This is a genomic window from Rhizobium sp. 05N430, from assembly GCF_056396985.1.
Genome location: NZ_JBFTMO010000003.1, coordinates 409,726 through 425,703 on the forward strand (window position 1 = coordinate 409,726; position 15,978 = coordinate 425,703).

A 15,978-nucleotide genomic window follows, 5' to 3' on the forward strand; every position below is an offset into this window, starting at 1 on the left:
GTCACGAAACGAGCCCGTTCCGGAGCGCTATGGCTACCATGTGTACGCGGTTGACCGCGTCGAGCTTTCTGACTGCCGCCGTAATATGCGAATTCACCGTATGCTCCGACAAACCGAGAATGATGGCGATCTCAGCAGAGGTCTTGCCTTCGCTCGTCCATTTGACGATCTCGGCTTCGCGCTGCGTCAGACGTCCAGACATTTCCTGGGTCAAGATTTCCTCGTACAGCTTGTCGAAGATACGCATGACGTCAAGCAGGACGTCGGCGATCTCGCTCTGGTCCGGCTCCTGGCGAACGCCGCTGAGCACCAGACAGTATCGCCGCCCCTCTGGCGTAAAGAGCGGAATCAACAGAAACGTGTTGCCGTTGAATTCGTTGAACACCAGATCGGCGGGATAGCCTTCCAGCTGTGCGCTCTTGCCGAAAACCGGTGACGTGAGGAACTGCGCGGATTTCGCCTTGATCGCCCCCAGCGCCTCCTTCAGTGTCCGGATAAACAGCGTCGCACGCCGCTCCGCCACGTTGGTGATGACGATTTCACGCTCTCCGAACGGCGCTGCCGCCTCGGAAATCTTTGCCAGAACGAAATTGTCGAAATGGTAGTGGTGTGCCGCCGCCTTGAACAAGCGGAAGAAGTCGGTCCGGTTGATGGCCCGGTTCAGCTCGGGCCCAGTATGAAAAGGAACAGCCGCAGCATTGGTCATTCCGGCAACCTTACCTCGAAACTTCCAGAAGTCACTCCACACCATCCCGAAATCTTGGGATATACGTCCTAAACGCGAACAGTTACAAAAAAACCGAGACAGTTGATGGGGATAACGGGACGGGGACTTCCCAGTATCCCAAGGCAAACAAGCCCATCAATTTCTCAACCGCAAGTGATGCAAAGGCAGATATACTGAAATCGTAGTCTTACCTAGGTATCGCATTTTTCGTTGTTCATGATCTCATGAGTAGCGGGAAAAGTGCCGGAAGTAAGCGCGAGAGAGCCGATAGATCCATTCAGCTAAGGGGTTGGCTGAAGTTCGTGGCGGCGAATATGGGTCAGTCGGCTCTCTCAGCGCTCAAATCACTCCTCTTCCTCTTGGTTGTATCTTGGGACGCTGAACAAGCCTTGTCAATTGGCGTTTCAGTGCGCTGCCGCGTGTTCGGGCACCTGGCGCCTACACCAGTTGATTGAGAAGACTATCGTTCAAATTCAAAGGCTTCTGCAGGTAGATATGGGCGCCGGCTTCCAGCGAACGCTCCCGGTCCTCATCGGCATCCGAACCGCTGCATATGCCAAGCTTCACCGATGCGAAGCGAGGATCGAGGCTGACCTTGCGCACCAAAGCAAGGCCGTCGTCGAGAGGCATGTAGAGATCGGCGATCAGCAGATCGGGAAGCGGCTCGCCCGTGGCATGACGCGCCTCCAGCATCTCCCAAACCGGCTGCGCCTGGGAAAACGACACAAGCTCGGCGGTGAAGGCGCCCTTCCGGTGCATGTAATCGAGATAGAAGAGGTCATCCTTGCTATCATCGATGTAGAATATCAAAGGCATAGCTGCTTCACCCGGTCGCCACCGGCGATGTCCCGCCTGTTTCGCGATGCGACAATAAAGATACTTCGCTAAGAATCGTTATCAACCTCCCCCGAATCGGCAGAGGAAAGACGTACACAACCTTACGTTTCCTATTGTGTATTCGGTCATTTCGGAAAAGATGACCCGAATTCAGGAGGATCGACCGCGTGTGGAATGCCGCCAGCTTGAGGGACGAAGCGCAGAAGAAGGGCCGCTACCGCGTGGCCGCGATCGCCATCGGAACGCTCATCACGCTTCTCGGCATCTGCGCGATCACCGGCTGGCTGTTGGAAGTCGAGGTCATCGTCTCCGTCGTGCCGGAATTTCCGGCGATGGCGTTCAATACGGCGCTCTGCTTCGTGCTCTCCGGTCTGGCATTGGCGGGATCGGTATCGAAGCTGCAGCGTCTGAACATGGCGGCGTCCCTGATCTCGCTGTGTGTGGCGGCAATCACCGTGACGCGGTTTGCTGAGATCATCTCGCTCGGTCGCACCTCGCATATGGTCGATCGCGTGCTGACCAACCTCCTCGTCTCACGGGAATTTTCCGACCTGATCGGCGGCGGCATGGGACCGAACACGACGCTCTGCTTCCTGATCGGCAATCTTGCGCTGCTTGCCGGCCGGAACTGGAAGGATGACAGGGCTCCCCTCCTCCAGGAATTGACGGGCTATGTGATCATCACGCTCGGCATGGTCGCCTTCGCTGCTTACGTCACCAGCGCCGAGGAGGGTTATCGCTGGGGTCCCTATGCGGCGATGGCGCTGCATACGTCGATCGGGGTGACGTTCTTCGGCGGCGGATTGTTGGCCGCCGCCTGGTGGCGCCAGCCGCAGGGCAGCGCCAGCGTGCCGCTGTGGATCCCGGGCGTCGTCTGTTTCACCGGACTGCTCGCCGACCTCTATACGCCGCTCGGGGTGGCGAACGGCATTCTTTATGTGCCGCTGATTTTGACCGCCCTCTGGTTCGGCAATCGCAACGCGCCGCTCTACCTGGCGTTCGCCTGCACGGTCCTGATCCTTCTCGGCTTTTTCGCCGTCAACCATAGCGACACGGTCGTCTGGCCCGAGGCTGCCAACCGCGCGATCACTATCGGCCTGCTGTGGCTGATCGGCTATCTCGTTCACAATTACATGCGCAACAGCGCCAGCCTGGAGACCGAGCGCATCCGCTTCAGCTCACTGGTGCGCAACACGCCGGATGCCGTGATCACCATGGACCAGCGCGGCGTTATCTCCAGCTTCAATCCGGCGGCCGAGCAGATGTTCGGCTATCTGCCATCCGAAACGCTCGGCAAGAACATCAACATGCTGATGCCGGAGCCCTATCACTCCGAGCATGACCATTACCTGCAGCACTACCATGAGACCGGCGAGGAACGGATCATCGGAACGACGCGCATGGTGTCCGGCCGCCGCAAGAATGGCGTGGTGTTTCCGCTCGATCTGTCCGTCAGCGTGGTTCCGACAAGCGGCGCGCGGACATTCGTCGGCATCGTGCGCGACATCAGCGACAGGGTGCAGCAGCAGGAGCGGCTGAAGACGACGCTGGCGCAGCTCGAAGCCTATACGGCCGATCTGGAACGCAGCAACCAGGACCTCGACGAGTTCGCCTACATCGCCTCGCACGATCTGAAAGAGCCGCTGCGCGGGCTGCACAATCACTCGCGCTTCCTGCTCGAAGACTACGAGAACCAGCTCGACGAGGACGGCGTGCGCCGTCTCAACCGGCTGGTGCGGCTCAGCCAGCGGATGGAGAAGCTCGTCAACGATCTTCTCTATTTCTCCCGCATCGGACGCCAGCAGCTGGCCGTCAAGCGTACCGACATCAATCTCGTCATCAAGGACGTGGTGGCGACGCTGGAAGTGTTTCTGGAGGAGCGGCACGCGCGGGTCGTGGTGGACGGCGAGCTTCCCGAGGTTGTCTGCGACGCGACGCGGCTGACCGAGGTATTCCGGAACCTGGTGACCAACGCCGTCAAATATAACGACAAGCCGGAGCCGTTGGTCACCATCGGCTATCTGGAGCACTACACCGGCAAGGATGGCGCGGCCGCGCGCGGCGTGTTTTTCGTCAGGGACAACGGCAAGGGCATCGCGACGGAATTCTACGAGGACATTTTCCGGATTTTCAAACGGCTTGAAAAATCGCAGGATTCGGATGATGGAACCGGGGCCGGACTGACCTTCGTGCGAAAGATCATTGGCCGCCACAATGGCGAGATATGGCTGGAGTCCGAGATGGGTGCAGGCACCACATTCTACTTTACGCTGGGAAGCAACAGAGAGGGCCACAATGCAGCCGCGTGATATGCAGCCGATCCTGATTGTCGAAGACAGCGAGGACGACTTCGAGGCGACGATGCGTGCCTTCAAGCGCACCAACCTGCGCAACCCGATCCGCTGGGCCGCTTCTGGCCAGGAAGCGCTCGATGAGCTTGCCGGCATGAACCCGCGCCCCGGCCTGATCCTGCTCGATCTCAACATGCCGGGCCTCGATGGCCGCAAGACGCTTGAGGCGATCAAATCCAACCCGCAGTGGCGCAAGATCCCGGTAGTCATTCTGACGACATCGGACGACGAGCGTGACATCGAAGGCTGCTATGCACTCGGCGCCAATACTTATGTGCAGAAACCTGTCGATCTCGACGGACTGTTCTCCGCGATCCAGCGGCTGAAGGAATACTGGTTCGAGATTGCCATCCTGCCGCACGAGGATTGAACGATTGGCGGAAGACTGCCTGGTACTGATCATCGACGACAATATCGACGACCGCGAAGTCTACCGTCGAATGCTGTCGCGCGTCGCCGGAACGAACTACGTGGTAGCCGAGGCCGAGACCGGCGACCAAGGATTGGAGCTTGCCGCCAGCAAGCGGCCAAGCTGCATCCTGCTCGACTATTCGCTGCCCGGCCGCGACGGACTTGGGGTGCTTGCCGAAATCCTGAAGCTCGATCCGACCGCCAATGTGATCATGCTGACGGGACAGGGCAACGAGACTGTCGCCGTCGAGGTGATGAAGAACGGGGCACGCGACTACCTGACCAAGGATGCGCTGTCGCCCGAGACGCTGCACCGCTGCGTCCAGAATGCCGTTATGCATGGCGCGCTGGAGAAGAAGCTGGAGCAGAAGCGGCAATCGCTCGAGATCTTCACCCGAGCGATGGCGCACGACCTCAAGGAGCCGCTACGCACCATCAAGTCCTTCAGCAAGATCCTGCACGGCTCGGCTTCGCTGCCGGCCGAAGACCGCGAGCTTCTCGATTATATCCTGAGTGCCGCAGACCATATGGAAGACCTGATCGTCAAGGTCTCGGGCTTCACCAAGCTTGATGTCTCCGGGGAACTGGAACTGAAACCTGTGTCGCTCGCCGCCGTTCTCGGGCAGGTCGAGGACAATCTACACCAACAGATGGAGAGCAGGCAGGCAACCATCGTCAGCGGCGATCTGCCGGAGGTGATGGGCGACGGGACGCTGCTGATCCAGCTGATGCAAAACCTGATCTCCAATGCGATCCGCTATTGCGAAGACCAGCGCCCTCAGGTGCGCGTCAGTGCCGCGGCTGCCGGCGGAGGGCTCTGCCGTCTGCTGGTCAGCGATAACGGACCGGGCATCGATCCCGACCACCGGGAGCTGATCTTCCAGCCCTTCAAGCGTCTGGTCGGACGCGGCATCGAAGGAACGGGGCTTGGCCTTGCGATCTGCCGCCGCATTGCGCAGCTGCATGGCGGCGCGATCTGGTGCGAGGCGAAGACGGGACGCGGCGCGACCTTTGTGCTCGAATTGCCGCTCGCAAACAGCATGTCCGCCGAGGCTGCAGCGCAGACGGGGCCGCAGGCGGTCCGGGCAATCGAACAGCCTCAAGAAGCCAAGGGCCGTCTTGCCGAAGTGCTTCTCGTCGAAGATAGCCCCGCCGACATCCAGCTTCTGAAGCTCAAGTTGATGCGACGGGAGAAAGTGAGCTTCAACCTGCATGTGGCGACCAACGGGCGTGAGGCCATGCGGCTTCTGGAGGAGCGGGCGATCGATCTCAGCCAGCCGCCGATGGACCTGATGCTGCTCGATATCAACATGCCGATCATGGACGGTTTTGAGGTGCTGAACGCGCTTTCGGCCGATATCCGGCTGAAGCAGATACCGGTCTGCATCCTCAGCACATCCAGCGACGAAAGCGACATGCAGAGGGCCAAGGAACTCGGCGCTCTTGCCTACATGATCAAGCCGCCGACGCTGCAGCAGCTGGAGCAGGCGCTGGCAGATGTCGACAGTTTGGAATTGCAGCCGCGCGGCGATGCCCTAGTTCTTTGTGTAGAACAATCGAGGCAATCTCCAACGGCACTGGTATGACTTTAGTATCCGCATTAGTTCTGGCGCTTCTCGCCACTCCCCAGCAATACGGACTGCTTTCGATGATTTCTGGCATACATCACATCACCGCCATCACCCGCAAAGTGCAGGCGAATGTGGATTTCTATGCCGGTTTTCTCGGCATGCGGCTCGTCAAGCAGACCGCCGGTTTCGAGGACGAAACCCAACTGCATCTCTTCTATGGCGATGGAGAGGGTACGCCCGGCTCGCTGGTGACTTTCCTTGCATGGGAGGATGGCTCGCAGGGACGCGCCGGTTTCGGCCAGATCAGCGAGATCGCGCTGGCGATCGATCCGACGAGTATCGGCTACTGGCTGACGCGAGCCATGAGCTTCGGGATTCGCATGGAAGGCCCGGCCGACGAATTTGGCGAGCCGGTGCTCCGCTTGAAGGATCCCGACAACATCATCCTGAAGCTTGCCGGCAGCAAGGAGCTCAAAAGCGCTGCGGCCTGGGCGGACGGACCGGTTCCGATCGAACATGCGGTACAGCGGATCCGCGGCGCGACGATGCTGACCGAAACGCCCGATGCCAGCCGCGCCTTCATCGAGAGCCACTTCGGCTATCGTTTCCAGGCAAACAAGGGCGCCATCGACAGGCTGGTCTCCGATTCCGGCGATGTCATGGATGTGCGCAACGCGAAGGGCTTCTGGTCCGGTGCGCCGGGCACGGGGACGATCGATCACGTTGCTTTCCGCGCCGCGGATGAGGCCGAGCTGACATCTGTTCATGATGCGCTTGCCACGTCGACGGACTCGGCAACCAACATGCATGACCGGAAATATTTCAAATCGCTCTATGTCCGCGAGCCGGGCGGCACGCTGATCGAGCTTGCAACCGACAAGCCGGGAATGCTGGTGGACGAGCCGGCGCCGACGCTCGGAACCAAGCTGTTCCTGCCGCCGAAGGATTCGATCAAGGATCTGAAGGATCTAAAGGTCGTGCTGCCGCAATTTTCGATGCCCGGCGAGCCGAGGGTCAACTACCGCGATCTACCCTTCGTGCACCGCTTCTATACGCCACCGGATCCCGATGGCAGCGTATTCGTGCTCCTCCACGGCTCCGGCGGGAACGAGACGACGCTGATGCCGCTGCTGCACAAGGTGGCGCCGCGGGCAACGCTGCTCGGCGTGCGCGGCCGGGCGACAGAGGAAGGTTTTCCGCGCTGGTACAAGCGGATCACGCCTTTCTCCTTCGACCAAGACGACATCAAGAGCGAAGCCGAAGCCTTTGCCGCCTTCATCGATGGCGCCGTGAAGTCGTATGGGCTGGATCCGAAGAAGATCGTCTTCGTTGGCTATTCCAACGGCGCGAATCTTTTGAACTCGCTGATCTACCTGCACCCGTCGCTGATCCATAAGGCGGTTCTGCTGCGCTCCATGCCGGTTCTAACGAATTATCCGCATGCCGATCTCAAGGGCACCGACCTGCTGGTCATCAGCGGCAAGACCGACGCCTACGGAAAATATGCCAACGATCTCGAGGGACGGTTGAAAACCTCGGGCGCGACCGTCGATTCGGACGTCATCCCCGGCGGTCACGATCTCGGCGATGCCGACGTGCCGATCATTCAGCAGTGGCTGTTGAAGGAAAGCCAGTAGCAAGCCGCGGCGCGAAAGACTTGCGATGACGGAATTTGTTCTTTCATCCCTACTCTTGCGGAAGCTTTTCCGGTGCGATCACCGCCGGAAAGCTTGGCTTACACTGCGCGCCATGCGCTAAATCTTCGGCCTTCACCGGCTGCAACTCTCTATTGTGCAGCGCAAAGCGGCATCGAAGAAAGGGAGATATTTTACGGCATTCTCGCTATGTAAAATTCTCATATTTCTATTTATATCACAGCAGAATTTCTGCGTACTTACACGATAATTTCAATGGCTAACGATAGCGAAAATATCAAATCAGCAATTGTAACCATAGTTATCACGATTTATTACAATAATTTGACAATACATTCGTGAATTTAATTATCAAAAATTCACTCGCCTATAAATTACCTCATTCTTTCTGTTTCTTCTGCGCCTGTTCTATTTTGCTGCATTGCAAAAAGTCCTTGCCGAGTTCTGATATCAGACCTATCTTGGCCCGGACATCGATCGCAGAAGGGGAAATTGCATGCCTCCTCGGCCCGTTGATATCAGCCTGATTATCTCATCGAGAAATCGGGCTGGCGGCCTGTTGAACTGCCTGGATGCCATTGCGAATGCAGCCCGGCAGGCGGGCGATTTACAATTGGAGCTCGTGTTTGTCGACAATGGCTCGACGGACGATACATCCGAGGTCTTTCGCCGGTGGGCGGCTGTCGCGCCTCTTCACACCAATCTTGTCCATGAAGCGCTGCCGGGGCTGGCCAATGCCCGCAATTCCGGCATCGCGGCGGCGACCGGCCGTCTGCTGGCCTTCACGGATGACGACTGCGAGGTGTTTGCGGACTACTTCACCACCATTGCGGCTCTGTTTGCCGCCGACGATGCGATCGTCATGCGCGGCGGCAGGGTCGAGCTCGGCGATGCCCGCGACCTTCCCGTTACCATCAAGACCGAGTTGGAACCGGCGGTACTGAACAACGAACTGCATGCCGGCGGCTTCATTCATGGCTGCAACATGGTTTTCCCGCGCGCGCTGGTCGATTGCGTCGGCGATTTCGATCCGCGCTTCGGCGCCGGTGCCACGTTCCGCTCCGGCGAGGATACCGATTACATTCACCGCGCCTTCAACGCCGGTATCCGGGTTGAGTATGTGCCCGAGCTGGTGGTCAAGCATTTCCACGGCCGCCGCAAGATCGAAGATATCCATCGCCTGCACGCCGGCTATGCCTTCGGCAACGGTGCGCTCTATGCGAAATACCTGTTCGACAAGCGCTCGAACATGCGCGGCATGCTGCGCTGGGATATCCGCCAGGCTGTCCGCGAAGCGATCGGCGGCCAGCCGATGAGCAAGGAGATGGGTCTGACCTATCGCCGGCAGCTCCGGGACAATCTGACGGGAATGATCGCCTACTGGCAGAGCACCCGCCGTAAGTCGCCCACCGCAGTCCGCACCTGACACCCGCACACTCTTTGCGCCGACGACCCAAGCTTCGGCTGCAATCGATAGGATGATGAATGGCAGAACATGCAGTTGCGCATGCCGATCTGAAGAAGAAGACAGCACTATCCGTCCTCTGGTCGGTTGTCCGTGTGGCCTGGAGCACGATTGCGACCTTCATCATCTTCGTCATTCTGGCGCGCATTCTCGGCCCCGGCGATTTCGGCACTTTCGCGCTCGCCAGCCTGTTCGTCGAAATCGGCCGCGTGCTTGCCTATGCCGGGCTCGGCGATGCCATCACCCGGCAGTTGGATCTCGATGAGGAGCTTGCCGATACCTGCTTCTGGGCCACAGTTGCGTTCAGCGCCATCATTGCCGCCGTGGTCTTCGTGTTCGCGCCCTATTACGGCGAGCTGGTGCGCGACGAATCCGTGTCTGGCATTCTCCGCTGGCTCGCGCCGCTGTTGCCCATTTCGTCGCTGGCTGTCATCCACAATGCGCGTCTCGCCCGCGAATTCGGCCACAAGAACCTTGCGGCGCAGAGCATCGCGGCCAGCCTGCTCTCCGGCATCACCGCCGTCGTCTGCGCCTATCTCGGCTGGGGCATCTGGGCACTGGTCGCCCAGACCGCCGTCAATGCCGCGGTCACCGTCGTTCTCGGCTGGGTCGCCTATCCCTGGATGCCGCGCCTGCGGTTCAATGTTGCGAAATTCCGCTCGGTCTTCCTGTTCAGCGTCAGCCTCGTCGTCACCCAGCTGATGTGGATGCTGCTGGCCCGCGTCCAGGACATCTTCATCTCCCGCTGGTATGGCGCCGTCGAAGTCGGCCGCTACCGTATCGCCTGGCGGCTGATCGAGCTGATCGGCCAGGCCGTTCTGGCGCCGATCGGCAGCGTCTCGCTGGTCACCCTGTCACGCCTGCAGAACGATCGCGTCGCTTTCCGCAACGCCTATAACAAGATCGTCGGCGCCGCCGCGCTTGGCACGATTCCGCTGCTCTTCGGCTTCGGGGCGCTGTCCAACGACATGATCGCGCTGCTGTTCGGCGACAAGTGGGGCAATGCCGGCGATATCGCCACCGTGCTGGTGCTGATGTCGGTGCCGTTCGTGACCAACTTCTTCGCCTCTTCGGCGCTATCGGCAGTCAATCGCGCAGAATCGATCCTTTCGGTCGCGGCGCTGCAGTTTGCCGCGACCCTGCTGCTGACCTGGCTGCTGGTGCCCTACGGCATCCTCGCTGTTGCCGCCGGCTACGTGCTGCGCGCCTGGCTGACCATGCCCTATCAGCAATATGTGCTGCATCGCTATGCCGGCATCGACTCGCTCGGCACCTTCAAGTCGGTCGCCCTGCCCTTCTGCGGCAGCGCTGTCATGGCTGTCTGCGTCTGGTTTGCACATCCCGTCATCGCCGAACACCTGCAGAGCCGCTGGCTTTCGCTTGGTCTCAGCATCGGTCTCGGCGCCGTCATCTATCTCGCCTTTCTGCCGCTCTTCGGCAGATCCGCCATCCGCCCTTACATCGCGCTCGGCAAGTCTTTGCTGCCGTTCGGAAAGCGGGCCGAGGCCTAGCCGCCGGGGCTGGGCCAGACTCTTCAACAGGAGCCTTACATGCAGGAAACCAACATTACGATCATCAACCGACTTCAAGGGCTGATCGCAAATTGCCTTTCCGACCTCGTCGATCCGGCCGAGCGCTTCGCGCTGCTCGATTTCCCGAACCACTACAATATCGGTGACAGCGCCATCTGGCTCGGGGAGCTTGCCTATTTCGACCGCCGCAAGACGCGGCCAGCCTATGTGACCGAAATCCCCACCTACGACGACGAGCGCATGCTGGCGGCGATCGGCGATGGCCGCATCTTCCTGCATGGCGGCGGCAATTTCGGGGATATCTGGGCGGGCTACCGGCAGTTCCGCGAGGACATGCTGACGAAATACAAGGGCCGGCCGATCGTCCAAATGCCGCAGACCATCCACTTCAAGGAACAGGCCGGGATCGACAGCACCGCCCGCGCGATCGAGAAGCACGGCAATTTCACGCTGCTGGTACGCGACCACAAGAGCTTCGAATTCGCCAAGCGGTGGTTCCAGTGCGATGTCAGGCTTTGCCCCGACATGGCCTTCTGCATCGGCCCGGTCACTCGCCCGGCCCCGCAGCACGAGTTGCTGCTCAATCTGCGCGAGGACCAGGAAGTGGGTGCGCCGCAAGACCTGACGGCGGCGACCAGCCGCCCGGGCACGGTGAAATCAGACTGGCCGGATGAGCCTGCCGATTTCCAGAAGCAGACGAAGCGTGCCGCGATCCTGAAGGGGCTGCTCTCCGGCCGCATCGGCGGACGCGCCAGGATGACCGAGCTTGCCTATCGCGAGCGGGCGCAGCAGCGCTTCGACCGCGGCGTGGCGCTGCTGGGCTCTGCCCGCCAGGTGATCACCGACCGCATGCACGGCCACATCATGTGCGTGCTGATCGGCGCCGATCACTGCGTGCTCGACAACAGCTACGGCAAGACCAGCAGCTTCATCGAGGCGTGGGGCACCTGCAACAATGCGGAAAAGGCTGCGATTGCGGCGACCGTCGATGAAGCGCTCGGTATTCTCGATGCGCGGCGCATGCAGCCGGCGGCCGTCGCCTGACGCTTAGCCTCGCCGGGCGATCATGATCCCGGCGAGCACCACCAGGCCGCCGATGGCCTGCATCGGGCCGATCCCCTCATTTAGCAGCACCCAAGCAAGGATGGCCGCAACGACGGGCTGCAGGAGCAGTGTCAGCGACGAGAAGGCGGCCGGCAGATAGGCAAGCGCAAAGGCGATCGCCACCTGGCCGCTGGCATGGCTGATGAAGGCAAGGCCGAAGACGATCGCCCAGCCATAGGCCGTCGGAGGCAGCATATGCGCCTCGAAGAAGAAGCCCAGCGGGAAGACGCAAATGGCGGCCGATGCCGTGCTCCACAGCATGATGCGGATCGTATCGAAACGGCTGCGCAGCTGGCCGATTGCCAGGATGTAGCCTGCATAGAAGATCGCCGCGACGATCGCCACGCCATCGCCGCGCAGATCGCCGTTGCCGAGCGCCGCCGGTCCGCCCTTGAGGATCACCACGCCCGCCAGCGCCAATGCCAGTCCCAGCACGAAAATGCGGGAGACGGGCGCGCGGAAGGCGACGAAGCCGATGACGGTGACGAAGACGGGCGCGAGGTTGGCGAGCAGCGTCGCATTGGCAACCGAGGTCATGGTGATCGACAGGTGCCAGGCCGCGAGATCGGCTGCGAGGATGACGCCCGGCAGGATCAGCATGGCATAATCGGAGAGTTTTTCAGGCTTCGGGCCCGAATCCTTCTTGATCAGCGAGAAGATGAAGATCGGGATCAGCGCCAGCGCGACGCGCCAGAAGGCCGTTGCCATCGGCCCCACTTCGGAGAGCCGCACGAAGATCGGCGAACCACCGATGGCGGCGCCGCCAAGGATGAGCGCCGTCAGCGCGAAACGTTGTGAAGGAGCAGCTTCTGTGGAGGGGGCGGCGGCCTGCGACATGATCTCTATGCTTTCCCGGCCAGCCATGATTGAGACGCCAGCCGGGATGCGAGTTATCAGATCGAACCGAAAGAGGATAGCGCGGGAACGACACCCGCGACACAAAAGCTCAACCGGAAATAACCGTCGAGAATTCCGGGTTGCCGCGGATCGTGTTGCTGACCGTGCAGATCTCGTCTTCGGCCAGATGCGCGATCCTCTGCCGCGTTTCGTCGTCGATATCCCCCTTTATCGAAAAGGCGATGTTGAACTTCTGGACCCGCGACAGGCCTTCGGCAGCCTTCTCGCCGGTCACGTCAGCGGTGATCTCGGTGATCCTGTCGAGGACGCCGAGATTGCTGGCGGCGATGCGGGCGCTCAGCACGAGGCAGGCCGAGAGCGACGAATAGAGAAGATCGAGCGGATTGAAGCCGGGCTGAGACGGGCTGGTGACAATATCGATCTCGCCCTTCGTCGCCGAGGTGACATGCGGAAATCCGGTCCGGCCGAGGACAGCCTTGGCGCCTGTGGGTCTGGGTCTTGCTTTGAGATCGGCCATGCCGCGACACTCCATTTGAGATGGGATTGAGATAGTGAGTTTGGCCGCAACACGCAACGAAACGGCTTCTCTCAAATCCGGAGACGGACGCATTTGAATGCTGTATCAGGCAGCCCATGAAGAAAAAACAGATCGCGATCATCGGCGGCGGCCCGGCGGGCCTGATGGCGGCGGAAACGCTGGCGGGATCCGGCCACGCGATCACCGTCTACGACGCCATGCCGACGGTGGCGCGGAAGTTTCTGCTGGCAGGGAAATCCGGGCTGAACATAACGCACTCCGAGGATTACGAGCGGTTCGCCACCCGCTTCGGCGGCGCTTCCGATCGCCTCCGCCCGGCGCTTGACGCGCTGACGCCCGACGATATCCGCCGCTGGGCGGGCGAACTCGGCACCGAGACATTCGTGGGGTCATCGGGGCGCGTCTTCCCGACGGTCATGAAGGCCTCGCCGCTGCTTCGCGCCTGGCTCGCCCGTCTGGAGACGCAAGGCGTGGTGATCGCAAAACGCCACCGCTGGATCGGCTTTACTGACGGTGGCTTGGTGCTTGAAACCCAGGAAGGCCGGAAGGTCATCCACCCGGACGCGGCATTGCTGGCACTCGGCGGCGCAAGCTGGCCGAAGCTCGGCTCCGATGCTGCATGGGTGCCATGGCTGCATGAGCGAGGCGTCGATATCGCGCCTTTCCGCCCGGCCAATTGCGGCTTCGATGTCAACTGGAGCGGAGTGTTTCGCGAGCGCTTTGCCGGGGCGCCGTTGAAGGCGGTGACAGCCACCTCGGCGGCCGGGACATTTCCCGGTGAATTCGTGATTTCGGAGCATGGGATCGAGGGCAGCCTTGTCTATGCTCATGCAGCCGCCCTTCGCGACGATCTGGAGCGCGATGGCACCGTCTCGCTGCTTGTCGATCTCGCGCCAGGGCGATCCGTCGAGCGGCTGGCGGCCGACCTTGCCAGACAGGATCGGAAAGCAAGCCTCTCCAACCGGCTGCGCAAGGGCGCCGGTCTCGACCCCGCCAAGGCTGGGCTGCTCCGGGAGCTTGCGGGCGACGACGTGCTGAAGGACCCTCAGCACCTTGCTGCGAGGATCAAGGCGCTGGCGATCCCGCTCACTGCAACCCGGCCGATTGCCGAAGCCATATCCTCGGCCGGAGGCATAGCGCTGGACGCGATCGATGACGGTTATATGCTGAAGGCCATGCCCGGTATCTTCGCCGCCGGCGAAATGCTGGATTGGGAAGCGCCAACCGGCGGCTATCTGCTGACGGCATGCATGGCAACAGGCAAGGCGGCAGCGCAGGGCATGCTTGCGTGGCTGGACCGCGACTGAACACGGCCCGCGCTTATCCCGCCTTGTGCCGGATACCCCTAATGCGGTTGACGACCTCCGCCAGGAAGACGCCAAATAGCGCGCCCATGCTCTTCGTCGCCGCATCCTCGAAATGCGCATGACGCGTCGGAGACAGGAACTGCAGCGTCTCCAGCGCGAAGGCACCGATGACCAGCAGCACCGCACACAGAACGACCCGCCGCGGATAACCGGTGACGAACAATATGCCCATCACCATGAACGCCATGGCGCGATCGACATCGACGTCGATGATATCGTGCGGCCGGTACTCGATCGGGCATACAGTTACAAAGATAACGGCGGCCAGCGACAGCCAGGCGGCCACTCTCACGAGAAGCATCTTGTTCATGGGCGAAGGGTAGGCCGATGGCGGGCAGGCGCAATTCAGCCAAAAGTACAAAATGGGCTAATCCGCGACATGCAACTGCCACGAAACGCGAGGCGACTGATCGAGCTTTTCTTAAGGAGAAAGAGTGGTGCCCAGACGCGGATTTGAACCACGGACACGCGGATTTTCAATCCGCTGCTCTACCAACTGAGCTATCTGGGCATTCCTGCTTCGGCCTGCATTCTTTCAAAGAAAGAACCGGAGGGTTTGGTGTGCCCCGGAAGCGAGCGGGGTTATAGCATCTTGTCGGGACATGGCAAGCGTCAAATGACAGTTTTTTGAGGCTTGTGGAATTTTTCCAAATTCCCGAGTGAATTTAAGGACTTCGCCTGTGGTTTTAAAGGCTATTCCTCGTCGTCATACTCGGCTTTCTTCTCATCTTCGGCAACGGGGATGGCGTAAGCGCCTGTCAGCCAGCGTGAGAGATCGACCTCGCGGCAACGGTTCGAGCAGAACGGATAATGTTCGCGATGCGATGGCTTGCCGCATTCCGGGCAGGGCCGCGTCTTGCGAAGCGGCTCGACCTTGGCGGTGGTTCTATTCTCGTCTTCGGACATGACGATGCCCCCGGCTTAGCCCTCAGGCCACCGGCTGTGCACATCGAAGCCTTCGCCGGTCAGCAGGAGGATAGTTTCATAAAGCGGCAGGCCCACCACATTGGTGTAGGAGCCGACCATTTTCTGGACGAAGCTGCCGGCAAGACCCTGGATGCCATAGGCACCCGCCTTGCCGCGCCACTGGCCCGAGGCCAGATAGCTTTCGATCTCGAAGCCGGAGAGGCGCTTGAAGCGCACCTTGGTTTCGACGATCTTCTGGCGGACCTTGCGATCGGGCGTTACCAGGCAGACACCGGTATAAACCCAGTGGCTGCGGCCGGAGAGCAGATTGAGCGAGGCGGAAGCCTCATCCGCAAACTCGGCCTTCCCCAGAATGCGGCGGCCGACGGCGACGACCGTATCGGCCGCGAGGATATAGCTGCCCTTCCAGGCCAGATCGCCTTTGATCGCCGACAGCGCCGCCTCGGCCTTCTCGGTCGAGAGCCTGCGGGCCAGCGAGCGCGGATGCTCCGATTTCTTCGGCGCCTCGTCGATATCCATCGGCATCAGGCGCGACGGTTCGATGCCTGCCTGATTGAGCAGGTCGACACGTCGCGGAGAACCGGAAGCCAGGATGAGCTTGTATGTGAGCGCCATGGAACCTCGACCGGAAAGGA

15 protein-coding genes and 1 tRNA gene are annotated in these 15,978 nt (G+C 60.7%); 8 read left to right on the plus strand and 8 right to left on the minus strand.

Annotated elements, in window-relative coordinates; all coding sequences use genetic code 11:
- Position 1: 1 nt before the first annotated feature.
- Positions 2-706, minus strand: coding sequence for a response regulator transcription factor (locus tag AC1DJO_RS09455; protein WP_112387566.1), 705 nt, complete (start codon positions 704-706; stop codon positions 2-4).
- Positions 707-1,165: 459 nt separating this feature from the next.
- Positions 1,166-1,543 carry a response regulator gene (locus tag AC1DJO_RS09460; RefSeq protein ID WP_310292991.1) on the minus strand — a complete coding sequence of 126 codons (378 nt, stop codon included), beginning with the start codon at positions 1,541-1,543 and terminating at the stop codon, positions 1,166-1,168.
- Positions 1,544-1,731: 188 nt separating this feature from the next.
- Here AC1DJO_RS09460 and AC1DJO_RS09465 point away from each other — a divergent pair, with 188 nt between their 5' ends.
- The 7 genes from AC1DJO_RS09465 (at position 1,732) to AC1DJO_RS09495 (ending at position 11,593) form a co-directional block, all read left to right on the plus strand.
- The gene (locus AC1DJO_RS09465) at positions 1,732-3,873 is read left to right on the plus strand and encodes a sensor histidine kinase (protein WP_477970074.1); all 2,142 of its coding nucleotides are present in this window, start codon (positions 1,732-1,734) and stop codon (positions 3,871-3,873) included.
- On the plus strand, positions 3,860-4,285 hold the full coding sequence (locus AC1DJO_RS09470; protein WP_112387563.1) for a response regulator: 426 nt from the start codon (positions 3,860-3,862) through the stop codon (positions 4,283-4,285). The genes AC1DJO_RS09465 and AC1DJO_RS09470 overlap by 14 nt, the downstream gene beginning before the upstream one ends.
- Before the next feature lie 4 nt (positions 4,286-4,289).
- Positions 4,290-5,912 carry a response regulator gene (locus AC1DJO_RS09475; protein ID WP_112387562.1) on the plus strand — a complete coding sequence of 541 codons (1,623 nt, stop codon included), beginning with the start codon at positions 4,290-4,292 and terminating at the stop codon, positions 5,910-5,912.
- Between the two features lie 62 nt (positions 5,913-5,974).
- Complete coding sequence (locus AC1DJO_RS09480; protein ID WP_477970076.1) at positions 5,975-7,534, plus strand: VOC family protein; 1,560 nt, start codon at positions 5,975-5,977, stop codon at positions 7,532-7,534.
- A gap of 514 nt (positions 7,535-8,048) precedes the next feature.
- Positions 8,049-8,978: a glycosyltransferase family 2 protein gene (locus tag AC1DJO_RS09485; RefSeq protein WP_477970078.1), complete on the plus strand. Its 930-nt coding sequence runs from the start codon at positions 8,049-8,051 to the stop codon at positions 8,976-8,978.
- A 59-nt stretch (positions 8,979-9,037) separates the two neighbouring features.
- Positions 9,038-10,528, plus strand: coding sequence for a lipopolysaccharide biosynthesis protein (locus AC1DJO_RS09490; protein WP_477970080.1), 1,491 nt, complete (start codon positions 9,038-9,040; stop codon positions 10,526-10,528).
- A gap of 39 nt (positions 10,529-10,567) precedes the next feature.
- Positions 10,568-11,593, plus strand: coding sequence for a polysaccharide pyruvyl transferase family protein (locus AC1DJO_RS09495; RefSeq protein WP_477950975.1), 1,026 nt, complete (start codon positions 10,568-10,570; stop codon positions 11,591-11,593).
- 3 nt (positions 11,594-11,596) lie between these two features.
- On the opposite strand, the gene AC1DJO_RS09500 is transcribed toward AC1DJO_RS09495, so the two are convergent.
- Both AC1DJO_RS09500 and AC1DJO_RS09505 read right to left on the minus strand, forming a co-directional pair.
- Positions 11,597-12,490, minus strand: a complete 894-nt coding sequence (locus AC1DJO_RS09500) for a DMT family transporter (protein ID WP_112514335.1) — start codon at positions 12,488-12,490, stop codon at positions 11,597-11,599.
- Positions 12,491-12,599: 109 nt separating this feature from the next.
- The gene (locus tag AC1DJO_RS09505) at positions 12,600-13,028 is read right to left on the minus strand and encodes an OsmC family protein (RefSeq protein WP_477950973.1); all 429 of its coding nucleotides are present in this window, start codon (positions 13,026-13,028) and stop codon (positions 12,600-12,602) included.
- A 116-nt stretch (positions 13,029-13,144) separates the two neighbouring features.
- Between AC1DJO_RS09505 and AC1DJO_RS09510 the strand changes: the two genes are divergently transcribed.
- A complete protein-coding gene (locus AC1DJO_RS09510) occupies positions 13,145-14,356 on the plus strand; it encodes a TIGR03862 family flavoprotein (protein WP_477950972.1) in 1,212 nt (403 codons plus the stop codon).
- 13 nt (positions 14,357-14,369) lie between these two features.
- On the opposite strand, the gene AC1DJO_RS09515 is transcribed toward AC1DJO_RS09510, so the two are convergent.
- From AC1DJO_RS09515 to AC1DJO_RS09530, 4 genes are all read right to left on the minus strand, one after another.
- A complete protein-coding gene (locus AC1DJO_RS09515) occupies positions 14,370-14,726 on the minus strand; it encodes a VanZ family protein (protein WP_310293019.1) in 357 nt (118 codons plus the stop codon).
- A gap of 125 nt (positions 14,727-14,851) precedes the next feature.
- Positions 14,852-14,927: transfer RNA gene (locus tag AC1DJO_RS09520), tRNA-Phe, on the minus strand.
- Between the two features lie 182 nt (positions 14,928-15,109).
- Positions 15,110-15,322, minus strand: a complete 213-nt coding sequence (yacG, locus tag AC1DJO_RS09525; protein ID WP_477950970.1) for a DNA gyrase inhibitor YacG — start codon at positions 15,320-15,322, stop codon at positions 15,110-15,112.
- A gap of 15 nt (positions 15,323-15,337) precedes the next feature.
- A complete protein-coding gene (locus AC1DJO_RS09530) occupies positions 15,338-15,958 on the minus strand; it encodes a Maf-like protein (RefSeq protein WP_112387553.1) in 621 nt (206 codons plus the stop codon).
- Positions 15,959-15,978 lie beyond the last annotated feature (20 nt).